Source organism: Buttiauxella sp. BIGb0552 (assembly GCF_004366275.1).
Classification (GTDB): domain Bacteria; phylum Pseudomonadota; class Gammaproteobacteria; order Enterobacterales; family Enterobacteriaceae; genus Buttiauxella; species Buttiauxella gaviniae.
On sequence record NZ_SODY01000006.1, the window covers coordinates 364851 to 389216 of the forward strand.

Consider the following 24366-nt stretch of genomic DNA (forward strand, 5'->3'; position numbering starts at 1 on the left):
TAAAGGACCCGCATTATAGCTATTCGATGTAATGACCTTCTGATACAATTAAGTCATCCGTTTGGATGAAATCTCCAATTCAGAAGCAAGGTAATTACATTGAGCATCGAATCTACGACACTGAAATTCTCCGGACATCAAACTTTTCCTATCCGTTACGGATGGATTTATAAAATTATTCAAGAAGTTGCAAAAGGTGAGTCCCTCTCAAGTAAGTCGAATATAGAGCAACAGATGCAATCAATGGGTATGGGTAAAAATATGGTGCTTTCAGTCCGGCACTGGATCCGTGCACTGAACTTAGTGACATCCGATGATGATAAAGAACAAACTCATAAACTGACAGCGCTTGCGGAGCAGCTATTTACTCATAAAGACGGTCGGACTGCATATGACGAATACCTTGATAAGATCGGGACGGTCTGGTTATTACATTGGCTACTGCAATCCATCGATTCAGACAAAGCTGAACTGAATGCACAAAGATTTTTCTTCAATTATTTCAATGGAATAAAAGTAAAAAAAGACTTTTTAGCGAATGAAATTAAAGATGCACTCACTAATCACGAAAAAGATCTAACCGAAGAGACATTAAATAAAGATATCGACTGTCTGTTGCAAATGTATGCGCATAAGTCATTGCAATCGAAAAAAATCAATGAAGACAGCTTTGCTTCACCTTTCACAGAGCTTGATTTGCTAAAACAAGAAGATGCAAAAAACTATCTAGCAGAACTCTCTCGGCGCCCTTCATTACCTGTTGAGATCTTTACCTATGCACTCATTGACTACATAAAGCGAAAACACAAGAGCAGCAACGTGAACACGTTGTCTTTTGATGTACTACTGAATGATATAGGCTCTCCGGGGCGAGTATTCCGTTTATCCTCAGCTGGACTTAGTGACAAACTTGATCAAGTCGAAACACTGACCGAAGGCAAAATTGCTTGGACTGATACCCAAGGTTTAAGGCAAGTGCAACATTCTTTCGAGACCGATAGTATCCAAAGTATCGACCCAAGCCAGTATCTTGAAAATTACTATAAACCACAGGAAAAATCAGAGTGACTCTTAGTAAACAATACTCTATCGCTACACGCCACCAACGTTCTACCCGTATCGATAGTGATTTGAGCGCCGATTTCTTCCCTGGTTTGGTCTACCATGGAACTGCACAAGCAACCTTAGAAACACTCTTTCGGCAGTACGGACAAACTGGACAAAGCGCCTTCACACTTACAGGCGCCTACGGTTCTGGTAAATCGACAGTTGCACTGCTTTTGGCTGGCTTGCTCCATGCTGACGCTGATATTCGTAGTTCAGCACTCAATGCCATTAATGATGAGTCAAAAACGCTATTAGAAGAGAGCCCCCCTTACCAAGAGGGTTGGTTGCAAATACGCTCCGTAGGTGGAGTGAGTGGTCCGATCGAATCCTTTTGGAATGCGACTCTTAGAGCTCTCGAAGAACACCCTAAGACATTTAAAGTCAGTGTACTACTGGAAAAGTACCGCAATGCGAACGTTGAAAGTGACAGGGAGCTCATTAGGACATGGAAAGCGCTTTTTGAAGATGTTGCTCCATACGTCGATGGTGTACTCATCATCGCAGATGAGATGGGTAAAAGCTTAGAGTACATTAATCGAAGTGGTGGTGATTTACACTTATTCCAAGATATTGCAGAAGAGCTATCCCGAATCGACACACCGGTTATTTTTCTAGGTTTGTTGCACCAGGCATTTAGTGAATACGCTAAAGAACGTGGCACTAAACTCCAGGACGAATGGGCTAAGATTCAGGGGCGCTATAGCGACATCCTATATAACGTATCAACCGATGAAACGGTTGCACTGATTAGTAACTCGATAAAAACAACATTGCCGCAAAGCAGTAGTGATCAGTTAGTTCAATGCGTACTAGATGCTCTTGACGATAAGCAACAGCGTAAAGAGCTTCTGCTTAGCCGACTGGAACAATGTACTCCGCTTCACCCATTGACAGCTTTATTATTAGGACCTATCGCCAAGCGACGATTTAGTCAAAACGAACGCAGTACTTTTAGTTTTTTGAATTCTCACGAACAGTTCAGTTTTCAACTTTTCTTACAGCAAACAAGTGACCAAAACGCTCGATATGATCTTAGCCATCTATGGGATTATCTAGAAGCCAATATGGAGCACGCTATTTTGGGATCTCCTGATGGCCATGCTTGGGCGACCGCGGCTGATGCGATCAGAAAAGCCTTGAAGCAAGACTTTTCACCGCAATGTATCCAACTAATCAAAGCCATCGCTTTGATTACCCTGTTTGGTAAGCCTGCAAACCTGACAGCAACTGAGAAGCTACTGCTAACCGCAACCGAGATCACAGAGCAAGAACAGCTCAATGTGTGTTTACAACAGCTAAAAGAAGCCTCATGTATTGTATTTAGAAAATACCTATCTTCGTGGGTAGTATTTGAAGGTTCTGATCTTGATATTGCTGGTTTAGTTGAGGAAAAAATTGATCAACTTCATAACAGCCACGAAGCGATTGAGCGTATCAACTTTAGCTCCCAAGTTATTGCTAAAGGCCATTACCATGAATTTGGTACGTTGCGATGGGCTGCTCAAACGGTAGCAGTGCAACTCAGCCATATCGAGATTAATACGCTGATCACTTCTCGAAATGGTGAATTCGCAGACTTCTTATTGTTACTAAAAGAAGAATCGGAAGAGCGACTGATGGAACTGACGCGAAATGACAAGTCACTGATTATCGCATGCGCACCTAATGCGAGTGAAATCATTAGCCTGGCAAATGAAAAATACGCATTAGATCTCATCAAAAGTGACAAAATAACCGGGGCTGCCCTTACACACGATAAAGTTGCTCGGGAAGAGTTTAGAGCACGTACATTTAATGCCGAGTCTACCTTAGAAAGTGCTCTAACTTCTGCATTCAATAATGCGCTTTGGATTCACAATGGTGTGGTGTTTGACAAAGAGACCATCAGTGAAATAGCAACCATTGCTGCTGATAGCATATTTCACCAAACGCCTAAAATCCTCAACGAGCTTGTAAACCGCAACAAATTGTCGGGCACCGCAGTTTCTGCGTTGAAAAAGCTCCTTGAAGCCATGCTTGATAAAGAGGATAGCGAAGATTTAGGTATTGAGGGTTTCCCGCCAGAGAAGTCCATGTATATCAGTTGCTTAAAAAACACTTCGATTCACTCGGCTGAAGGTGAAAATGGGGAGCATTGGTTCAGAGATCACTTGGATAAAAAGCTCAATGCCCTGTTCGCCGCAGCGGAACAACGATTGAAAGATCGCAAGGGCAGTGGGGCCAATTTATCTGAAATCGCCGAATTATGGGCAAGAGCCCCCTTTGGTTTAACTAGAGGGGTTATTCCGATCTTCCTGCTCGCTTTCTTGAAATCAATGGGCGAGCAAATCGCATACTATGAAAAAGATATGTCTGGCGAATTTTCCTTTATCGCAAAGCCAGATAGTGACTATGTCCATAAATTGATTAAGAACCCTGGAGATCTTGCCGCGAAATACATTGTATTGGAAAACGATGAAAAAGAGTGGCTGCAAAACCTCGCGATTTTCGCTGCAGCAGAAACCAACCGGAACATTTCAAATAACATTTTATCTGTCGCAACACCATTGGTGACAACCATACATAACCTGCCACAGTGGGTAAAAAACGCGCACCATATAGTTCCAGATAATGATAAGCGCAATAAAACCTATTTGAGAATAAGAGATCTTTTTTTACAAGCTAATGATCCACACACTTTACTTATCAAAGATTTGCGTGAAGAGTTGATAACCTTTGGGGCTAATGACTTCACTAGTCAAATTGATCTATTGGAAGACTGTTTTAAGACTCTCAGACAAAAGCACGAGCAAATGCTGGCTGTAATAAAGACGAAAGTAAAAACTATTTTTCCGGAAAATGGTGAAGAACTAGCTCAAATGTGCCAATACGTAGAGCAAAACTCAGGTGACTTGCGCTTAAAAGCTTTCGCTAGGGAACTCGCTAAAAGTGATACTGGATTGCTACAGTGGTTAGAGAGCATGATTCAAATCGTCATCGGACGCGGAAAACAGAACTGGAACGAAGGTATTCTTCAAACTGCCTCAAACAAAATCAGTGATTACGCACAAGACTTTTTGACCGTAGTGAAGTCGCAGCATAGCAACGGAAATACCGCTAACTCTGGTAAGACAAAACTGGTCTCTCTGGTATTAGAAGATGACGATGGCAAGCTGACTTCATTTAAACGAGAAGTTAGAGTTATTGAAACAGATGAATTGCAAAGCACCATGAACACCATTGAAAACCAACTTTCTGATCTGGATGATTTCTATAAGATCAATATCTTACAGAAATTACTAAGAAAGTCGCTCGAAGCGAAAAGTTAAATTACGTAGGTATCACTCATGAGTAATGAACGGAAGGTAAAACATGTCCTTGGTCTTTCAGGAGGTAAGGACAGTGCTGCTCTCGCTGTTTACATGGCAAGGAATTATCCTGAACTCAATATGGAGTATTTCTTTACTGATACAGGCAAAGAATTACCTGAAGTTTATGAGTACCTAGAACAACTCGAAATTGTGCTAGGTAAACCGATTTTGCATATTAACGATAAAAAAGGTTTCGATTATTGGTTAGAGCAACACAATAATTTTCTACCCGCAGGACAGCAACGGTGGTGTACCATCCGTATGAAACTCGAACCATTTGAGAAATGGATTCGACCTTTCCTCACCGATGGTTATGAGGTTGTTTCTTATGTCGGTATTCGCGCGGATGAACCTTGGCGTGATGGTTATCGCCCCAATGAGAATCAAAAAGATCTCATCATCAAAATGCCGTTTGCTGAGGACGGCATCAAAAAGCAGGGCGTACTCGACATACTCGAGAGTGCTGGACTTGGTTTGCCGAAATACTATGAATGGCGTTCTCGTTCTGGCTGCACATTCTGCTTCTTCCAACGAAAAATCGAATGGGTACGCCTACGTGAAGAGCATCCAGAAGCCTTTGAAGAAGCTAAGTCTTATGAAAAAAGAGCTGAGACTAGCGCGAATGGCGAAACTTTTTTCTGGATGGGACCGAATGAACCATTAGAAACACTGGAAGACCCAGAGCGCATCAAGCAAATCAAGGAAAACCACGAGAAGGTAAAAGCTCGTTTCGAAAAGAAAAAACAACGAGAACGGAAACGTCGACTAGGTATGCATGCGATGGTGGATGAAAGCATGCTCATAGACACATTAGATATGGACGCGATGTACGATCTAGCAGAAGGGGGCGGCGCTTGTATTACATGTTACAAGTAACTCTGTAGTGTGTGATTTATAGACATCTTTTCGCTTCAATGGCGAGTGGATCGCACCGGAAATCTTGGAGACTAAATTTGATCCTACCCGCGAATAGTGGACACACGACTAACTGAGTAAACTCTCAACCAGAGGTGACTCATGACAAAACGTAAGCGTACAGCGAGAACCGTATTGACGAACGAGGGCTACTCAGTTGGCAGTAAGATGCGCCAGGGGAGCAGTTCATCACCCGATTGACCGGCCAGTCAGCTATGACGTCAAGCACATGGCGAAGGTAGCTTTCTGGATCCACGTCGTTCAGTTTGCACGTCCCGATCAGGCTGTACAGCAGTGCTCCCCGCTCACCACCATGGTCAGAACCGAATAACAGCCAGTTTTTACGCCCCAGACTGACCATCCGCAGGGCATTTTCAGCGATGTTGTTATCTGCTTCCGCCAGCCATCTTCTGTATAGTACGTCAGGGCCGGCCACTGGTTCAGGGCGTATGCGAACGCTTTCGTCAGCTCTGAGTGTCGCGACAGGGTTTTCATCTTTTCACGCAGCCAGCTTTCCAGTGATTTCAGCAGTGGCTTCGTTTTCTGCTGACGTTCGGCAAGGCGCTGTTCTGCCGCTATTCCCCTTATTTCCGCCTCGATGATATACAACTCGCCGATACGCTTCAGGGCTTCATCCGTCAGCTCCGATGGCGTTCGGACATGCACATCGTGGATTTTACGGCGGGCGTGAGTCCAGCAGGCGGCTTCCATTATCCGGCCATTGCGTTAAAGCTCGTTGAACCCGGCGTATGCATCCGCCTGCAGCACACCACTGAACTTCGCAAGATGGGTCTGCGGGTGGATGCCTTTTCTGTCCGGGTTATAGGCGAACCACACGGCCGGTGCCAGCGCTGACCCGGCGTTGCGGTCATCACGAACGTATGTCCACAACCGCCCGGTCTTCGTCTTCTTATTACCCGGCAACAGCACCAGCACTGGGGTATCATCGGCATGGAGTTTGCCGTCGGTCAGGACATAGTCCTGAAGCGCCTCTTCCAGCGGTGACAGCAGCCGGAAGCATGCATCCACCCAGTACGACAGCAGTGAACGGCTCAGTTCCACACCCTGGCGACCGTATATTTCTGACTGGCGATACTGCGGGGTATGCTCTGCATACTTTGAGCTCAGCACACGGGCCAGCAGCCCCGGCCCGGCGATACCCCGCTCGATGGGGCATGAAGGCGCGGGAGTTCGACCGTCAGGCTGGAAGGGGGAGGGCGAAAATAACGCGGGTTGAATGAGTGAGGAATTAAGTAATTGTGGAACTGCGTGCTGAAGCGACAGGTGAGGCTGTAAGTATCCCTGTAATCCGTACCATTCACTTTTAGAGATCTTCCGACATACTGATTATGTCACCTGTGGAGATCGCTATGCGTAAGATCCGATTCACCGAGCACCAGATCATCGCCGTTCTGAAGTCTGTCGAAGCCGGGCGCACCGTCAAAGATGTGTGTCGCGAGGCCGCTATTTCCGAAGCCAGCTACTACAACTGGAAGGCGAAATATGGCGGGATGGAAGCGGCTGATATTAAAAAACTCAAAGATCTTGAGGACGAGAATCGTCGTCTGAAGCAGATGTTTGCCGATCTGAGTCTGGAATGCCGGGCGCTGAAGGACGTTATCGAAAAAAAGCTCTAAAACCAGCGATAAAGCGGGAGCTTGTCAGCTATCTGACTGCACAATTTTCCATGAGCATCCGCCAGGCATGCAGGACAGTTTCGCTGAGCAGGACGGTGTATTTTTATCAGCCCGATACCCGGCGTGATGAACCGGTGATCCTGGCGTTGACTGAACTGGCAGAACGCTATCCGCGATACGGATTTAAGAAGCTTTTTCAGGTGCTTCGTAGACAAGGGCTCGTCTGGAACCACAAACGCGTGCACCGTATTTACTGTCTGCTGAAACTGAATTTTCCTCGCAAGGGCAAACAACGTCTGCCGGTACGCAATCCGGCTCCGCTGGCCACGCCGGAGGCTCTGAACCAGAGCTGGTCCATCGATTTTATGCACGACGCACTGACATGTGGCCGACGTTTTCGGACTTTCAACGTCGTGGATGATTTTAACCGCGAGGCTCTGGCTATCGAAATTGACCTGAATATCCCGGCGCAGCGCGTCGTCCGTGTGCTGGACAGGATAGTGGCAAACCGTGGATATCCGCTAAAGATGCGGATGGATAATGGGCCGGAACTGATCTCACTGACTCTGGCGCAATGGGCTGAAGAGCATGGTGTGATGCTGGAATTTATCAAGCCGGGTAAGCCGACGCAGAACGCGTTTATCGAACGATTTAACCGAACATACCGGACCGAAATACTAGATTTTTATCTGTTCAGAACGCTGAACGAAGCACGGGAAATAACGGAACGCTGGCTGAACGAATACAACAGTGAGCGGCCCCATGAATCCCTGAATAACCTGACACCGGAAGAGTACCGGCTGATGGCTGAGAAACCGGAAATCTCAAAAAGTGCGTGGAACTAAAATGGGTATGCTTACAGAATGAGCTCGATTGCTTGTTGTGTATCTGTGGCCGGGGCGTAGCTCATTTCGACAGCATCGATAAAGAATCTCTCGCACTAATATCCTATAGTTTTTAAAAATCATAAGACTTAGATATTCAGTCGAGCCTTACGCCTCGTCAAAGCCTCCCCCAGCCATTCTGATTTCGTGAATAGCATCGCAAAATTCCTCCCCCACGACGTAATTAACTTGCGGAAGCAGTCTCCCAATGATAGTAAATCATTACTTTACGAATTATTGTGAAGAAAGAAAGTACTTTACAGTTCAATTTAGGAAGGACTTCCCATGTCAGAATTGAAATTTGCTACACGCCTGAACTCTTTTGCCTCCGGACCACATATTTACTGGCCTGATTTGCAGGGTAAACCGTCGGTACTGCAAATGATTGAACGCGCCGGAACGGTGCAAGGCTTGACTCACCTGGATTTAAACTATCCCCAGCATATGACAACTGACGTTAAAACCATGCGCCAGGCCATTGAAGCTGCTGGCCTTGCGGTTAACGGAATGCAAATGCGCTGGGATGCTCCTGAATTCAAAATCGGTGCCTTTACTCACCCGGATGCAAAAATTCGCCGCAAAGCCATTGAGCTGACTAAACAAGGTATTGATGCAGGGCGCGAGTTTGGGGCCAAATTAATGACACTCTGGATGGGTCAGGATGGCTTTGATTACTGCTTCCAGGCTGATTACAAAAAGATGTGGGAAGATGCCGTCAGCGCAGTACGTGAAGTAGCGGAATACGCACCGGATGTTGATATCAGCATTGAATATAAGCCCAATGAACCTCGTGCATACAGTATCTTCCCGAACGTCACTACCTGCCTGTTAGCCGTAGAAGAAGCGGGGTCACCAAATCTGGGCATTACGCTTGATTTTGCACACGTACTTTTCGCCAACGAAATCCCGGCTTACGCTGCCGCAATGGTTGCACGTCGCTCACGTTTATTGGGTCTTGATCTGAACGACGGCTGGGGAAAACGTGACGATGGTCTGATGGTTGGCTCAGTCAATCCTCGTGCAACACTGGAATTTATCTGGCAAATGCAGCGCGATGGTTATCAGGGTGCGTATTACTTCGATACCTTCCCGGACGCTAGTGGTCTTGATCCGGTACGCGAAGCTGAAACCAATATCGCGACCGTCAAACGTTTTTTAAAACTGAGTGAAAAACTCAACAACAACCCGGAGCTATCAGATGCGATCGCGCGTCAGGATGCTGTTACATCACAGCAAATAGTGAATGACATCATGCTGGCTCGCTGATTCGTAAGCTACCGGTGTTATACCCCTACAAAAACATTGAAGGTCAAAAGATGAAAATAAAATTACTCTCTGTACTCGCCTCTACCTTATTCAGCTCTTGCCTTTACGCAGCGGAACTTCCACCACTGCATTCTGATACCGAACCTGATCGTACAGATTGGACAGAGCTTACCAGCAAATATGGCCCGATGCCCGCCGTCGACAGTAAGCTGAAAATTGGCGGCGTATCGAAAACATTAACCAATGAATACTGGCGCTCGCTGGGTGAAGGCTACAAAAACGTAGCGAAAAAAAATGGTTTTACCGTCGCTTATCAGGCTGCGGCAAATGAAGACGATCAGCTAGGTCAGCTTTCAATTGCCGAAACCCTTCTCTCTCAAGGTTTTAATGGCCTGCTGGTGTCACCGCAAACTGATGCCAATCTGCAACCTGCCTGGGAAACCGCGAAAAGCAAAGGAATTCCTGTCGTCAACGTGAACGATGCTGTCATGCCAACTGCTGCATGGTATGTGGGCAATGTGCAGAAAGATAACGGTGTCCGGGTCGCGAACTGGTTCATCAAACACCACCCTGAAGGTGGCAAAGTAGCCATTATCGAAGGGCAACCGGGTGTATATGCCGCAGGCCAGCGCACCAGCGGTTTTCGTGAGACTATTACCGCCAACGGTAAATTTACGCTTGTCGCCAGTATTCCGGCAAACTGGAGCCGCGAGCGTGCCTATAATGCCGCCGCCACTATTTTGCAACAGCATCCTGATTTAATTGGCTTTTACGCAAATAACGACGGCATGGCGTTGGGTGTCGTTGAAGCCGTGCGCTCGGTTAATAAATCTGCCCAGGTTGCGGTCTTCGGCACTGACGGCATTTCTGATGCTTATGCATCCATCAAGCGCGGAGAGTTGACTGGCACGGTGGATAGCTTCCCGGTGTTGACGGGTGAAGTTGCCATGGAAGTGATGCTGCGTCTGATTGATGGGCAGAAAATCTCTCGTGTAGTTTCAACTCCGCAGGCGCTCATCACTAAAGAAAATGCAGATGCATTCTCCACCAAAGATAACAACAAACTACGTGAACTGCTGAAACAGCAATAAAGCCAGGCAACGGAGGGTGTATGGAACAGTTTTGTTTAACGATGCGCAGTATCACCAAAACCTATGGCAATGCCATTGCTGTTCAGGACGTTGATTTTTCAGTTAAACGTGGGGAAGTACATGCGCTAATTGGCGAAAATGGCGCTGGGAAATCGACATTGCTCAATATCCTGTCCGGCGTCAGGGCTGCGGATAGCGGTGAGATCTGTGTTGAAGGTCAGGTTATTCAGATGAAAAGCCCGCTGTCTGCGCGCCATGCTGGTATTGCCATGATCCACCAGGAATTGCAGCACGTTCCTGAACTCTCCGTTGCGCAGAATATGTTTTTAGGCCGACCATTAACCAGATACAAAGGTTTGTTCGTTAACAAGAAAGCCCAGTACGCAAGGGCGATGACGATTCTTAAACGCCTCGATCCCACGATCGATCCCAACGAACCGATTAAGAATCTCAAAGTATCCCAACAGCAGATCGTGGAAATTGCCCGCGCACTGCTTGATGATGCGAAAATCATCGCCATGGATGAACCAACATCCAGCCTGACACCACGTGAATTTGACCGGCTGGCGGAGCTGATTTCCGATCTCAAATCTATGAATGTGGCGCTGATTTACGTGTCGCACAAAATGAATGAGATTTTTAAAGTCTGCGACCGTGCAACCATTATGCGTGATGGCAGGCAGGTCGACGTGGTTAACATTTGCGATGAAACGGAAGAGACCATCGTCACCAAAATGGTGGGACGTAAAATTGAGAAGGTACAGCACAATTCTTATGCTACTGAAAAGCTGGTGCTGGAAGTCAAAAACCTTGGTCGAGATAAAGCCGTCGTCAATGCCAGTTTTAAGGTTAACGCGGGCGAGGTGTTGGGCATTGCCGGACTGGTTGGTGCTGGACGCACTGAGCTTTTGAAGCTGATTGCCGGTATCGATAAATCCACCAGTGGGCAGTTAGCAATAGAAGGCAAAGTGCTGGGAAAACTCTCTATCGCCAATGCCATTCGTGCTGGTATCGGGCTGGTACCAGAAGACCGCAAAAAGGAAGGCATCATTAAAGAACGTGCGGTCAAAATGAATGTCGCCCTACCGTCAATGCGAAAATTCTCTGTAGGTGGGCTGATTAAGAAAAGTAAATTAAATCAGGTCGCGACTGATGTAATGACTGACTTAAAGTTACGCCCGCTGAATATTGAAAAGCCGATTGGCACACTAAGCGGAGGCAATCAGCAAAAAGTGATTATTGGTCGCTGGGTTGCCGCCGACGCCAGAGTATTTCTTTTTGATGAGCCTACCCGTGGTATCGATATTGGTGCCAAATCAGAAATTTATAATCTGATTGAAAAGCTGGCTCAGCAGGGAAAGGCGATAATAGTTGTCTCATCTGAAATGACGGAAATAATCCGCATCTCTGACCGCGTATTGGTTATGCGCGAAGGTAGAATTTCCAGAGAATTACATGGCAAGGATATTACAGAGGAAAATATTGCCCGATTCGCCATCAACGATCTGGACGTAAAAAATTAATTTTTCCCTTTTATCTTTAAGGTTACTCATCATGATGACACAAGGTAATACACAGCCAGCGACCCCAGTTACATCACATTTTAAATTTAACGTGCGTGATGCCGGGACGCTTATTGGTTTATTAATTATTATTGTCACCTTTTCTTTTCTATCACCGGTATTTTTTACTTTACCCAATTTGCTTAACATTCTGCAACAGTCGTCAATTAACGCCATTATCGCTCTCGGCATGACGCTGGTTATCATCTCAGGAGGTATCGACTTGTCAGTTGGCCCTGCAGCTGCACTATCAGCAGTGTTGGGTGCTACACTGATGGTCGCGGGTGTTCCGGTTCCGTTAGCCGTAATGGCGACGTTAGGTATCGGCGCATTATGTGGAGTATTCAGCGGAACACTTGTCGCTTATGCTGGCTTACAACCCTTTATTGTAACTCTGGGTGGTTTGTCACTGTTTCGTGCTATTGCACTGATTTTCACCGATGGTAACCCAATATTTGGTATTCCAGTGGAGTTCCGCAATGTCATAAATGGACTGGTATTTGGTATTCCTATGCCAATTATTATCGTGGTGGCTATCGCGTTTATTTTATGGGTGGTTATGAATAAGACCCCTCTGGGTGAGTATATTCTTGCGGTGGGTGGGAATGAAGAAGCTGCGCGTGTGGCAGGCGTGCCGGTAAAAAGAACAAAAGTCACTGTATATGTTCTTTCTGGTGTATTAGCTTCACTCGCTGCACTTATTTTAATTGGACGCCTGGGGGCTGCTGAACCTACGTTAGGAAATTTATGGGAGCTTGATGCTATTGCTGCGGCTGCGATTGGTGGTGCTTCATTAATGGGAGGCAAAGGTAGCGTACTCGGTACAATTATCGGGGCAATAATTCTCGGGGCATTACGTAATGGTTTGACATTGTTGAATATCCAGGCTTTTTATCAATTGCTTGCTACAGGCCTTATTATTATCATAGCGATGTTGATTGACAGAGCGACACGAGGCAAATAATGAACCTGGACCCACGAGCGATTGGTGCTCAAATTCGTATGAGATTGCCCCATCTGACTCCGTTGGAGAAAAAGGTTGTGGAGTCAATCACGCTAAAAACCAATTTATCTGAGCAAACGTCGTTAAAAGAAATTGCTCAGGAGAATAATGTTTCTGAGGCGATGGTAGTAAAACTTGCCAAGAAACTTAACTTTTCCGGTTTTCGTGATTTCAGAAGCAGTTTGATTTATTACAACCATTCTGAAGTAGCTAATCTACATGCGGAAATTGAGCCTGAGGATTCGTCGGAACAATTATTGGCAAAAGTGTTTCGGACATCAATCCAGGCAATCGAGGAAACCAGTTCAATACTCGATATTGCGGCTTTCGATCGTGCGGCTGATATCATATTCAAAGCGCGCTATATCGATATGTACGCCGTCGGTGGTTCGGCCACCGTCGCACGTGACTTGTCGCATAAGCTTCTGAAAATTGGTATTAAATCGTCAGTGCATGACGATGCTCATACCATGCTGATGTCTGCCGCTATTTTGTCTGACGATGATGTGGTTATTGCAATTAGTCACTCCGGTGCCACACGTGCCGTGAATGACCCGATTAAACTGGCTACCCGCAACGGTGCCAAAGCAATTGCCATTACTAACTATGCTGAGTCACCTATTGCGCACAATTCGCATGTGGTGCTCAACTCCACATCACAAGGATCGCATCTGCTCGGGGAAAATGCCGCATCGCGTATTGCGCAGCTCAATATCCTGGACGCGCTGTTTGTCGCTATCGCCAAAAAGGATTTGAAGAAAGCGGAAAGAAACCTGATGAAAACGCAGCAAGCGGTCAAGGATTTAAGAGAGTACTAGCATGAGCAAAATAGTAGTCACAGGCAGTCTGCATTACGACATTATGTTACAGGCGCACCATCGCCCGGAAAAAGGTGAAACCGTTATTGGCAGTGGTTGCCACTATAAATTCGGCGGTAAAGGTGGGAACCAGGCTGTTTCCGCTGCAAGGGCCGGCGCACAGGTTGCTTTTGTAGGCGCGGTTGGGGCTGATACTAATGGAATATTTTTAAGCGATGTCCTCAAGGACAATGCCATTGATATCAGTCGCTTGGCAACCATTGAACAGGTTCCATCTGGAATGAGTGTCGCCATTAGTGATGCCGAAGGAGATTATGGCGCAGTGGTGGTTTCTAACGCTAACAATCATATTCCTGAAAGCGCTTTTTGTGATTCAGCATTATGGGATCAGACTCAACTGCTCATTCTGCAAAATGAAGTGCCTGAATCTGTAAATGTTCGCGCCGCACAACAAGCCCATCATCATGATGTTCTGGTGTGTCTGAATGCTGCCCCCGCGCGAATGATGAACCAGGAACTGGAAAGTAACATCGATATTCTGGTTGTTAACGGCGTGGAAGCACGGGATTTGAGCGGAATTGACGTGACTGATTTGGCTTCTGCACGTACCGCGACGGAGAGATTGTGCGAACGTTTTCCTGCAGTGGTGGTTACTGCCGGTGAGCACGGTGTGGCATTTGGGTTGAAGGGCGAGCCCGCCAGCTCCCTTTCAGCGATTCCTGTCGTATTAGTCAGTACTCACGGAGCGGGGGATTGTTTTGTTGGCGTGTTGTGCAACGCACTGTCACAAGGTGAAAGTCTGGCGCAAGCTTGTCTACGCGCGAATGAAGCTGCAGCGGAACATGTTTCACGTATTACCGAGTAATTTTAGTGCGGTGGTCAATCCGGACACCGCATTATTGCATCACTTACATTTCAAGATTTTCCAACAACTGAATATTGAATCCATCGGTTGAACTCACAGCACAAGGCGGACGATCATATCCAAGAAGTATTTGTAGGGATAAATCTCATTATAGAATTCGATAAATATCCATTTTTCTAAATAATTACAGATAGATATTATCCCTATGCATTCTCCCGCATCCTCACTGGATTGCGGGATTTTTTATTTTTAACACTCTGATTGGGTATGAACCACTGGTTCATTACTGGCTTCGTATCCTCATACATTTCGCACAGGTATTGCCATCTGCCTGCTCGAATACACCCATTACGTCTCCGTACCGAATCCAGTGCCATCCTTACTACCATTGATTAGGAGTTTTGCCATGGAGAAACAACTGACCTTGTTTACGCCAGAACTACCGTTGACCTCACAGCGCACCATTAAGCGAGCCCTGAGTCTGCTTGACCACCATCTGCGCGAACCGGGTGTGGCATTCACCTCCACACAGGCTGCTCGCGACTGGCTCAGGCTCAAGATGGGAACCCTTGAGCGCGAGGAATTTATCGTGCTGTACCTCAATAACCAGAACCAGCTGCTTGCCCATGAAACGCTGTTCAGTTGAACCAGTAGCCTATTCGCTGCAGGAAGGTAAAGATGAGAACGAAAAACGCCGCGAGCTGAAAAAGATTTATGACCGCCTGATTGCCGAAAAGCGTGTGCGTTTTATTACCTTCCATCAGAGTTTTGGCTATGAAGAGTTTATCGAAGGGCTAAGAGCAGAGACCACCGACGACGGCAATGTGCGCTACGAAATCAAAGCGGGCATTTTTAAGCAAATTTGTGAAGATGCTGCTTTTGGTCACGCCGGTGTTCAGCAGAAGCTTGACGAGGCGCTTGCCCGTCTACAAGAACGTTTAGTTGAGAGTGGAAGCATTACCCTTGAAACGCAGCAGGGTAAAGCCTTCCAACTGGCTTACAAGAGCCAGACCACCTTTGGTATCTTTCCGTCGCAATCGAAAAAAGAGGATTTAGGGCAGGGTTACAATGCATACCTCAAGAATATCAGTCTGGTTTACCAAAACCCTCAGGCAAAGGTACACAATCCGTCATATGTACGAAGTATCCTTAATTATCTGATTAAACAGGAAGGTTTGCCTTCCAACCCACAGGAATCTGTATCTGAAAAACGTCAGAACTACGTTCTAATTATTGACGAAATTAACCGTGGCAATATCTCCAAAATCTTCGGCGAACTGATCACCCTTATAGAAACCTCTAAACGTTTCGGGGAACCGGAGGCGCTTAGCGTGATGCTGCCTTACTCTTCTACCTCGTTCAGCGTACCGAACAATCTCTATTTAATCGGCACCATGAACACCGCTGACCGTTCGCTCACCGCACTGGATACCGCCCTTCGTCGCCGATTCGAGTTTGAAGCGATGCTGCCTGATATCACGGTTCTGAAAGAGACGGTCGTCAAAGGCATTGATCTACCACTACTGTTGCAGACCCTTAATGACCGCATTCAGGTGTTGTACGACAGAGAACATACCTTGGGCCATGCCTTTTTCATTCCAGTTGTACAGGCTAAAGAGGACGAAGAACTGGCCTTCGAAAGGCTCAAGCGGATTATGCGAAATAAAGTATTGCCTATGCTGGAGGAGTACTTCGAATCGGATCTTACGCATAGCGATCTCCACAGGTGACATAATCAGTATGTCGGAAGATCTCTAAAAGTGAATGGCACGGATTACAGGGATACTTACACGATAAGGTCGGGCAGGGTGAGGAAGTCAGCCACAGATTAGACGCCACAGGCCTGGGTGATCTCTTCCGTCGCGGAGACCTGATGCTAGTACGGTTCACCGATGAGCAGCAGCCCTTCGCGGCTGTAGCATTCAACGACAGTGATGCGGCCGGAGGTATCGCGGACATGCGTAAAACGTCCACCTTTGGCGAGAACGTGTAAGGAACGTTGTTCCTGACGGGATAAACTCATACTGGAAAATCTGTTTAATCATCATGTGCAAAACGTGCAAACACGCAGCGGTGTCCGCATTCGATTTCGGCGCATTGATAATCAGTCCGGCCTGAAAAGGTCGGGAAACTGATTATCGGATGATTACATTCTCCAGCATCTAAGCCTCGGGGCGAGTTGAAAGGTATTAACAGGGGAAATGATAATACCTGATTTTTGTAAGTGAATGCCCAAGAATGAAAAGTGTGATCCCGATGGGAGCCTGTAAAGGCTCCCTTATTGAATCGCCCCGAATTCTTAGCTGTAAAGGGCCGCCTTACCGATGGAGGAGAATAAATCCATCTTGTGAACCACAATCTCCTTCGCAGCGTCAATTGGCTTAAGATATAAAGCGTTAGGTTCGTGACTTCCTGATTTCAGTTCTTCTTCAAGAGCAACATAGAATGCTTTTTTCATATCGCTGGAAATGTTGATTTTGCCAACACCGTGCTGGATAGATTCTGCCACCTCAGCATCCTTATTACCTGAACCACCGTGCAGGACCAGAGGGATGCTTAGACGCTGCTTAATGGCTTTCAGCCTCTCGATATCCAGTTTCGGCTGTTTTCCTGCTGGGTATAACCCGTGTGACGTTCCAATCGCAACCGCTAACGTATCAATCCCTGTCTCTCTCACAAACTGTTCAGCCTGCTGTGGATCGGTATAAAGGATTTCAGCATGCCCGCCTTCGCTGCTGCCTTCTGCCACGCCAATGGTACCTAGTTCAGCTTCAACAGATACTCCGGCAGCATGAGCCACTTCGGTTACATGACGGGTGATCGCAATGTTTTCCTCAAGTGGAAGGGCTGAGGCGTCGATCATGACGGATGTGTAGCCGGTGCGTATGGCCCGCATAACCTGTTCCAGTGTCTGCCCGTGGTCCAGATGGATAACGACGGGTACCGTTGCCTTAATAGCAAGTTCGCGGAGATAGTAAATAAAATCATCCCCGGTAAATTCATGCTCATCAGGATGAACTTCAAGAATGACGGGTGAACGAAGTTTTTCTGCAACCTGAATGACGAGCCTGGCGAACTCGGCAGAGGCAATATTAAACGCCCCAACGCCAAATTTATTTTGCTGAGCTACGGATAAAACATCTTTCATATTCATAAGCATGGTTACATCTCCTGGACAGTTTCAGGGCTGTCTTTCTTAATAAAACGAAGAATAAGGGCAGTCAGTAACGCGCCTGCAGCAATGGCAGCGATATAGCCAACAACATTGGTAATCACATTCGGAATAAACATGACAAATACGCCGCCGTGCGGGGCTCGTGACGCACATCCCAGCGCCATAGAGAGGGCACCTGCGAGCCCGGATCCTGCAACAATGGCGGGGATGACGCGTAGCGGATCCGCTACTGCGTAAGGGATTGCACCCTCCGTGATGAAAGACAAGCCAAGGACATAGGTGACTTTGCCGGTGTCTCTTTCCTGATGGGTAAATTTACGACCAAACAGCGTGGTGGCGAGCGCAATGCCTAACGGCGGTACCATGCCGGCTGCCATGCAGGCGGCGATCGGCTCATAGATACCTGTCGACATCAGGCCGATAGCAAACATACATACGGTTTTATTCAGCGGTCCACCCATGTCGAAGGCCACCATCATGCCTATCAAAAGCCCCATAATGGTCGCGTTGGTATTCCCGAGGTTTTGAAGGAATAAGGTTAGCGAGTCGAGAAGAAACTTAATGGGCTCGCCAATCACCAGCACCATAAGCGCACCAGTAATAAAAACGCTCAGTAACGGGACGATCAGTATCGGCTTCAGGCCTGCCACGGATTTAGGGAGATTGATATATTTCACGATAAGCAGCGTGATATATCCAGCCAGGAATCCGGCTAGTAATGCTCCGAGAAATCCCGAACCCGTCTGTATCGCCATCATGCCGCCAACGGCCCCTGATACCATGCCCATATTGCCGCTAATCGATTTACTGATGCCAAGCGAAAGAATGGGAAGCATCAGTGCAAAAGCGGCGCCGCCCCCGATATCAGAAAGCATTTTTGCAACAGGGCTGAAATTTAGATCACCTGGCGTTGCAGCGGTGATGCCAAATGAGAAACTCAGGGCAATCAGTATGCCTCCGGCAACCACGAATGGGATCATCAGATTAACCCCAGTAATAAGATGTATATAAATCTGAGAAACGAAAGATTTATCCGTATTCTTTTGGGGCTGTTTTTCCGTTATAGCTGACTCAATATGCCGTTCGGGCTGTAACTTGCCCGATACAATATCATCCAGTAAGCCGGATGCATTTTTCGCTGCACGCGTCACCGAGACGCGAATAATGTTTTTATTATTAAAGCGTGAGGTGTCAATAACCTTATCGGCAGCAATTAAAACAATGTCTGCCTGCCTAATATCATCATCCGTAAAGGTATATTCACTTTCAACAGCACCATGAGTTTCAACAAGTAAAGGGATGCCTTTTTTACAGGCGTTCTTTTTAAGGTTTGCTTCTGCAAGGTATGTATGTGCAACGCCAGTTGGACAGGCGGTAATTGCAATTATTTTCATTTTGTTCTCCTTGTGAAGATGCTACTCCCGGGTATTACTTATAATTAACCGGTAAAGTTCCTCTTGTGAGTTGGCATTAAGTAATTTTTCAACGATGTCGTCATCTCCTAATGCAATAGAAATTCTGGCTAGGACTTTTATATGCCCCGCTCCGCTGTCGACTTCTTTGACGGCAAAAAGAATCACCAGCCGTACATCGGAGCTGTCCATAGTTTCCCAGTCGACGGTTTCCTTCAGCTTGGCTACGGCTATTCTTGTTTCTTTAACCCATCGGGATTTACCATGTGGAATAGCAATCTGATTTTCGAAACCCGTTGAACCTAGGGCTTCTCTTGCAAGTACGTCATCGATAAAACCTTGTTTATTATCGATTATGCCTTGCTCGCATAAAGACTGTGTCAGTTGTTCAATGACATCCATCTTACTATTCGCCTGCATGTCAGTTATCACGCAAGCTTTATTTAATAGATCGCTTAAAACTATTTTATCTAACATGCTATTTCTCCTGAGGGTTACGTTCGATGAACAACGTTTCCGTTACACGAATGATATCTTTTGCTGAAAAAAGAGCGGATACATAGACCACTGGGATCATCATTTCCTCTATCCGTATCGTTGAAATTATTAAGTCACACTTCTTTTCAGATAACGTTTTTTTAAGCCTGTTCCCGGGTACGATATCGATGATCTCCCAGTCTGGAAATGCTTTGGTGATCCGACTATATAGAAGTTGCGATGTGCCGACTCCGCTGGAGCAGACAAGAATAATTTTTTTGTTCTCTTTAACCTTTTCTATTGCGGCCTGAATATAAACGGTTAAATAAGCGACCTCATTCTCTGAAGGGGGATCGTGTTTACAGTAATTATTTATTTTCATAGTTGCATTTCTGACAGCAGTGAAAACTTCAGCGAATTCTTTTTTGATCTCATCAAGAAGAGGATTATGAATAATTATTCGGTAAGTTAGCCGGTTTAGCATTGGCTTGATGTGCATGACCAGAGAGTTCAACAGCGCTTTGTCTGATATCAAATCATATTTAAGCGACTGAGAGAGGTCACTGGTCAGGCTTATGGCATAACTTATAGCTTCCTTGTCTTGAAAACCTATATCCGGAAGGTTGGCCTGGGCCGGATGCTTTCCGGATGAAATCAGATACTGGTAAATGTAGCTGATTTCGATCTCTGGAAAGCAAAATGTATATCTTTTCTCAAGCCAGATTATTGCTTTTAGGGCAACCTGCCATTCCTTATTATCATGAGTCTGAACACGATCATTGGCTATATGATGACCTTTCTCCATACGTCTGATCGTGACCAGCAAGTGTGAAAAAAGATTAGTGTAATATGGCTCGCTGATTGCACATGCTAATTCATCTTCTATAAAAACGATTAGGTTTATACAGTTTGCGACGTTTTCTCTACCAAACTCTTTTATGAGCTGTACGCGAGAAAATCTGTCTATTCGACTATCGGTCATCTGATAATTACATAAAACACTATGCGTTATGATCTCCTTAAGAGCCATGCGAATATCATAGTCATTACCTTCAACATGCGTTCCCGTATGGTTCTTTATCATCAATAGGGAAAAACTGCCCAACCATTTATCAATTTTATTTAAGTCCTCGACGATAGAAGAGCGGCTAATAAAATACTTTTCTGACAAAAAACTAATGGATAATGGCGTTGGCGAGTGCGTCAGTAAATCAGTAGTGATGCCAACGAGTCTTTTACTTTTTAGTATGTTAGCAACATGTTCATCTGGGGATGCGACCGGTAAAGACACTCTTCGGTGAGCATCCAGTTTCATGCCCAAGCCGGGTTTGCAGAGTATGGAATTATCTTTATCAGCGAAAAAGTCGTTAATCGCATCTACGTCCCGTCTAAGCGTGCTCACTGAAATGCCAAGGAATTTTGCTGCCTGGGCCGTACTTAGCCAACCGTTCTCCTGAGCTAAACAATTCACCAGAGATATTTGTCTTTTATTGAGCACTTTCATGATCCACTCCTTCGAAGATATGTTGGCGCCTTTATGAGGTTAGTTATAGCGACTCATATGACGGAGGGAAATACCAGGAAATGAACGCATGTATACCATTATAATGAACAGCTCGTCATTCGGTGGAGAGGTCATTATACGCAGGATTTTGTAAGTTAATGTACCTAAGGGAAAAGAGCAATGACGATAAATGGTTTATGGAAGTGGTATATTATTAGCGTGATCGTAATGTTAATTCCATTTTCATAAAAAAACAAAATGGAGATGAACATAAATGAATCTAAAACTAAATGATTGATGAAAAGGTTGGCATTAATGTCTGATTTTAGAAAAGATTACTGATGGCGATTTTCTTTAAAATTTTTCCTGAAGTAGTTAATCATAAATAAAGAGTAGGGTATTTTCCTCTATTTGAGTTAGCGGCTCTGACCTAAGGTACGCAGCTAAATAACTCGCCGAATTTGACAGCCAGCCAACCGACAGGGGGTGTGGCACCTCCGACAATATTGGTAATTTCAGTTATCCCTTCTGGAACTGGAATATTGGAGTTCACCGCCGCGTGGGCGTACTCCTGCGAAATGTCTGTTCCGACGTACAAGATGCAAGTCACGATCAACGTCCCTGAAATGAACATGCGGATTCGTTCATCCAGAGTAAATTGAAATACAGCTGAGGCGCGAGGCTTGCTACTTGGCATAACTATCCACAATCAATGAGCCGGGTTCTCTGCATAAATCCCCGGCTTCGCAATATCCGTCGTCACCACACTCCCGGTTCCTGGCATTGTGCCAGTACAAATATACTCGTTCAGGAGCGCACCACTTTGCTTAACAATCAGCCGCCCAGATGAATACTTGTCCAGCTTTCGGGGGTTGAGCTGTTCGGAGCGGAAAATCGATACTGGGAAAACTTGAAAACGATGGCCATTACAGAATGAAATACTCATATAGCTTGTATTCTTCATCTCGCCCCTTTATTCCTGCAGGCTCTCACCATTCTAGAAAAGATCCAAAATCTGAATGGAGGCCGTGAGCTGATGTTCGTTGGCGATCATGTTTCCTGTAAGCCGATAAGTGATAACACTTGAATAAAGCTCCTCGGGTGACGGGATGAAGTGACGATGGAACCGGCCAGCCGGTGCTGGCCCACCAAAGACTCGATTAACAGGTGTACTTGGCATTGCATTGCATGATGTAGACATCCCCCGGCGTATTCAGTTGCCAGTTCTGAATAATCGGGACATAGCCAATCCCGATATAGAAGATTGCAAACACAAGGAAGACTTTTTTAATCTTCGGCCAGAATTTCTTGAGCAGCCCACATGCAAAGGTGATGTAGAGGAAAGGCCACAGAAATAAAGAGAAGCCTGAACTGTTCAGATACTCTGTTAAGGCATTCACTGGGAACATGAAGGTGCTATTAATCGTATTAAGAATGAAGACGCAAAAGCGCGATACAGGGAAAACCCACCCGTATGCATCTGTCATGATAGTCATCGATCTAAAGGCTGGTATGCTGACCAACCAAATCGCGACAATGAAAAAGAAATAAAACTTTGTGGCCGATAGTAGAAGCGGCATCGCAACTGGTGCTGAATGTCCTCCTGTATTACTGGTGAGAGGGGTGAGGGGAGGAGATTTAGTTTCAGGAGTTGCGCTTGAATTTCGATAAGAGTCATTACGGGCATTTTGAGCCTGCCACTCGTAGCTATGCTCCTTAAAAGGTTCATGGCTGCTTACGTAATTACCGTTTTCTTTCTGTTCGATACCCATAAGTAATCACCTTTCTTTGTTAGGTGTTATTAAAGATTCTTCGCCCTTTGTTAAATATGAGCGTTATATATTCAACAGTAATATAAAACGTCTGCTCACCTTTAATATAAGGGGCTTAGCAAATTTAACTGAATTATTTGTTACCCATTCGAATCAGGCATGCGGGTTCTGGCCTGGTAACGTGACTTGCGACTCAGATTAACCATAAAGCCGACGCTTTCCAACTGGCTCTGAAGATACGAATCGGTACTCACTATTTCAAGCAACTTCACTTAGCTGCTGGCTTGACCCTGAAACAGCAGCCTATTGTGGGCCCTATGAAAATGTACTTGTCGCAGCGGTTCTGGACGTAGTGTTCGCCGACGCCGCAAATGAAGGTGTCTGTTCGAGACCTCGTACAGAAATTCCAGGTGAATCTAATGGGTAACAACTGGATATTTGGAAACCCCCTTACAAAAAGGAACAAAGATGGAAGTGTCTCTGCCTACGATGAGACTACCGGACAGGCTTTCATCAAAGAGGTTACCTCAAAACCAATCTATTACTATTTGACTGTTCCTCACCGCCATAATCTGGTTATGCTCATCGACTGTCGCCCAGCGCAGCAATTCCCAATAGGCAGATTCCATAACGTCTTATTGCTTGGGGTTTGCACAAAGCTATTCCCTCAAAAACAACCCGGTACATTACAGCCAGCTCATACCTCATCTATATAATGGTGGTTTGACACTGATTGAATCCGAGCGGTTGTTCTGGAAAAACGCCAAAGCCGTGGACAGTAGATAGGCGCGCCAATTGGAGACACGTTGAACGGCAGTCACCTACTGCGAACATTGCTACAGTAAATGTAGATAGCTGGCACATAGCGTGCAGGTCAAATATTTTATCGCACTGATACTTTGCAACGCTTCCTTTATTTAGCATGGGTTCAGCGAATCGCGTCTTCAGGAACCTTATGTAGTTTCAATTCGGGTACGACCATTGCGCCAAGCTTATTGTTCCTTCTATATATAGAAAGAAGTTTCGGGGACGGCAAACTCGCGGCAGAACTCTATAAACTCGGCTTTGCTTACTAAGAACACTTTTGAGCCGTTTACTATAAAAACGTGACTCCTTATGTTGCTGATGAAGAGATTAGTAGCATTGCGGTGGGCAAATGAATGGGATGCTGGCCAGTTTTGTGGATAACTTTGTGTGTAACTGCGTATAAGGCGGGGTTTTGCTGGGGATTGCAGCAGTCAGTCAAATTAACGTATATTTAGGCTTGCAGCCTCCGGATAACTCCCTATAATGCGCCTCCATCGACACGGAACATGTGAACAACATCACAGAGTAACGGCGGCGATGAGAGTCAAATATCCTGAAATTAAGGGTTGACTCTGAAAGAGGAAAGCGTAATATACGCCACCTCGAGTTAGCAAGCGAAAGCGCCTAACTCACTGCTCTTTAACAATTTATCAGACAATCTGTGTGGGCACTCGCAGGATTGATATCTCAAGTACCTTCGGGTACAAAAAAATATCAAGTC

Annotated in this window: 16 protein-coding genes and 5 pseudogenes; 12 read left to right on the plus strand and 9 right to left on the minus strand. The window is 45.8% G+C overall.

Annotation, left to right across the window (positions count from 1 at the left end):
- Positions 1–99: 99 nt before the first annotated feature.
- The 3 genes from EDF88_RS18850 to EDF88_RS18860 are packed head-to-tail and all read left to right on the plus strand — an operon-like array spanning position 100 to position 5333.
- A complete protein-coding gene (locus tag EDF88_RS18850) occupies positions 100–1068 on the plus strand; it encodes a DUF4007 family protein (protein ID WP_134186379.1) in 969 nt (322 codons plus the stop codon).
- A complete protein-coding gene (locus EDF88_RS18855) occupies positions 1065–4415 on the plus strand; it encodes a hypothetical protein (protein WP_134186381.1) in 3351 nt (1116 codons plus the stop codon). The genes EDF88_RS18850 and EDF88_RS18855 overlap by 4 nt, the downstream gene beginning before the upstream one ends.
- 18 nt (positions 4416–4433) lie before the next feature.
- Positions 4434–5333: a phosphoadenosine phosphosulfate reductase family protein gene (locus EDF88_RS18860; RefSeq protein ID WP_134186383.1), complete on the plus strand. Its 900-nt coding sequence runs from the start codon at positions 4434–4436 to the stop codon at positions 5331–5333.
- A 188-nt stretch (positions 5334–5521) separates the two neighbouring features.
- Here EDF88_RS18860 and EDF88_RS18865 read toward each other — a convergent pair.
- A pseudogene (locus EDF88_RS18865) lies at positions 5522–6560 on the minus strand (IS66 family transposase); the annotation flags it as partial.
- A gap of 182 nt (positions 6561–6742) precedes the next feature.
- Here EDF88_RS18865 and EDF88_RS18870 point away from each other — a divergent pair.
- From EDF88_RS18870 to EDF88_RS18910, 9 genes and pseudogenes are all read left to right on the plus strand, one after another.
- Positions 6743–7854, plus strand: a protein-coding gene (locus tag EDF88_RS18870; RefSeq protein WP_166671994.1) for an IS3 family transposase whose coding sequence is annotated in 2 segments (ribosomal slippage) — positions 6743–6995 and positions 6995–7854 — 1113 coding nt in all. Because the reading frame shifts where the segments join, the coding sequence is not laid out codon by codon here.
- Positions 7855–8178: 324 nt separating this feature from the next.
- Positions 8179–9159 carry a TIM barrel protein gene (locus tag EDF88_RS18875; protein ID WP_134186387.1) on the plus strand — a complete coding sequence of 327 codons (981 nt, stop codon included), beginning with the start codon at positions 8179–8181 and terminating at the stop codon, positions 9157–9159.
- A gap of 50 nt (positions 9160–9209) precedes the next feature.
- On the plus strand, positions 9210–10250 hold the full coding sequence (locus EDF88_RS18880; protein ID WP_134186390.1) for a substrate-binding domain-containing protein: 1041 nt from the start codon (positions 9210–9212) through the stop codon (positions 10248–10250).
- Between the two features lie 20 nt (positions 10251–10270).
- Positions 10271–11773, plus strand: coding sequence for a sugar ABC transporter ATP-binding protein (locus EDF88_RS18885; RefSeq protein ID WP_134186392.1), 1503 nt, complete (start codon positions 10271–10273; stop codon positions 11771–11773).
- A 31-nt stretch (positions 11774–11804) separates the two neighbouring features.
- Entirely contained in the window at positions 11805–12776 is a 972-nt protein-coding gene (locus EDF88_RS18890; protein WP_134186394.1) for a ribose ABC transporter permease, read from the plus strand.
- The gene (locus EDF88_RS18895) at positions 12776–13633 is read left to right on the plus strand and encodes a MurR/RpiR family transcriptional regulator (protein ID WP_134186396.1); all 858 of its coding nucleotides are present in this window, start codon (positions 12776–12778) and stop codon (positions 13631–13633) included. The genes EDF88_RS18890 and EDF88_RS18895 overlap by 1 nt, the downstream gene beginning before the upstream one ends.
- A 1-nt stretch (position 13634) precedes the next feature.
- Positions 13635–14498, plus strand: coding sequence for a ribokinase (locus EDF88_RS18900; protein ID WP_134186398.1), 864 nt, complete (start codon positions 13635–13637; stop codon positions 14496–14498).
- A 406-nt stretch (positions 14499–14904) separates the two neighbouring features.
- A pseudogene (locus EDF88_RS18905) lies at positions 14905–15141 on the plus strand (JAB domain-containing protein); the annotation flags it as partial.
- A 1-nt stretch (position 15142) separates the two neighbouring features.
- A pseudogene (locus EDF88_RS18910) lies at positions 15143–16201 on the plus strand (AAA family ATPase); the annotation flags it as partial.
- A gap of 191 nt (positions 16202–16392) precedes the next feature.
- On the opposite strand, the pseudogene EDF88_RS18915 reads toward EDF88_RS18910, so the two are convergent.
- The 8 genes and pseudogenes from EDF88_RS18915 to EDF88_RS18950 all read right to left on the minus strand — a co-directional run.
- Positions 16393–16521 (minus strand): annotated as a pseudogene (locus tag EDF88_RS18915) (YjhX family toxin); the annotation flags it as partial.
- 276 nt (positions 16522–16797) lie between these two features.
- Positions 16798–17658 (minus strand): ketose-bisphosphate aldolase, encoded by an 861-nt coding sequence (locus EDF88_RS18920; RefSeq protein WP_134186402.1) that lies wholly within the window; start codon positions 17656–17658, stop codon positions 16798–16800.
- A 2-nt stretch (positions 17659–17660) separates the two neighbouring features.
- Positions 17661–19067 carry a fructose-specific PTS transporter subunit EIIC gene (locus tag EDF88_RS18925; protein ID WP_134186404.1) on the minus strand — a complete coding sequence of 469 codons (1407 nt, stop codon included), beginning with the start codon at positions 19065–19067 and terminating at the stop codon, positions 17661–17663.
- Positions 19068–19088: 21 nt separating this feature from the next.
- Positions 19089–19562, minus strand: coding sequence for a PTS sugar transporter subunit IIA (locus tag EDF88_RS18930; RefSeq protein ID WP_134186406.1), 474 nt, complete (start codon positions 19560–19562; stop codon positions 19089–19091).
- A 1-nt stretch (position 19563) separates the two neighbouring features.
- Positions 19564–21066, minus strand: coding sequence for a PRD domain-containing protein (locus EDF88_RS18935; protein ID WP_134186408.1), 1503 nt, complete (start codon positions 21064–21066; stop codon positions 19564–19566).
- A gap of 430 nt (positions 21067–21496) precedes the next feature.
- Positions 21497–21703 (minus strand): annotated as a pseudogene (locus EDF88_RS18940) (PTS galactitol transporter subunit IIC); the annotation flags it as partial.
- A 72-nt stretch (positions 21704–21775) separates the two neighbouring features.
- Positions 21776–22030 carry a hypothetical protein gene (locus tag EDF88_RS18945; protein WP_134186410.1) on the minus strand — a complete coding sequence of 85 codons (255 nt, stop codon included), beginning with the start codon at positions 22028–22030 and terminating at the stop codon, positions 21776–21778.
- Positions 22031–22226: 196 nt separating this feature from the next.
- Entirely contained in the window at positions 22227–22838 is a 612-nt protein-coding gene (locus EDF88_RS18950) for a hypothetical protein (protein ID WP_134186412.1), read from the minus strand.
- Positions 22839–24366: the final 1528 nt, after the last annotated feature.

Excerpts from the sequence above, each read along its gene's own strand:
- EDF88_RS18860 (WP_134186383.1), top strand. The coding sequence starts at position 4,434 with ATGAGTAATGAACGGAAGGTAAAACATGTCCTTGGTCTTTCAGGAGGT.
- EDF88_RS18875 (WP_134186387.1), top strand. The coding sequence starts at position 8,179 with ATGTCAGAATTGAAATTTGCTACACGCCTGAACTCTTTTGCCTCCGGA.
- EDF88_RS18880 (WP_134186390.1), top strand. The coding sequence starts at position 9,210 with ATGAAAATAAAATTACTCTCTGTACTCGCCTCTACCTTATTCAGCTCT.
- EDF88_RS18885 (WP_134186392.1), top strand. The coding sequence starts at position 10,271 with ATGGAACAGTTTTGTTTAACGATGCGCAGTATCACCAAAACCTATGGC.
- EDF88_RS18890 (WP_134186394.1), top strand. The coding sequence starts at position 11,805 with ATGATGACACAAGGTAATACACAGCCAGCGACCCCAGTTACATCACAT.
- EDF88_RS18895 (WP_134186396.1), top strand. The coding sequence starts at position 12,776 with ATGAACCTGGACCCACGAGCGATTGGTGCTCAAATTCGTATGAGATTG.
- EDF88_RS18900 (WP_134186398.1), top strand. The coding sequence starts at position 13,635 with ATGAGCAAAATAGTAGTCACAGGCAGTCTGCATTACGACATTATGTTA.
- EDF88_RS18920 (WP_134186402.1), bottom strand. The coding sequence starts at position 17,658 with ATGCTTATGAATATGAAAGATGTTTTATCCGTAGCTCAGCAAAATAAA.
- EDF88_RS18925 (WP_134186404.1), bottom strand. The coding sequence starts at position 19,067 with ATGAAAATAATTGCAATTACCGCCTGTCCAACTGGCGTTGCACATACA.
- EDF88_RS18930 (WP_134186406.1), bottom strand. The coding sequence starts at position 19,562 with ATGTTAGATAAAATAGTTTTAAGCGATCTATTAAATAAAGCTTGCGTG.
- EDF88_RS18935 (WP_134186408.1), bottom strand. The coding sequence starts at position 21,066 with ATGAAAGTGCTCAATAAAAGACAAATATCTCTGGTGAATTGTTTAGCT.
- EDF88_RS18945 (WP_134186410.1), bottom strand. The coding sequence starts at position 22,030 with ATGAAGAATACAAGCTATATGAGTATTTCATTCTGTAATGGCCATCGT.
- EDF88_RS18950 (WP_134186412.1), bottom strand. The coding sequence starts at position 22,838 with ATGGGTATCGAACAGAAAGAAAACGGTAATTACGTAAGCAGCCATGAA.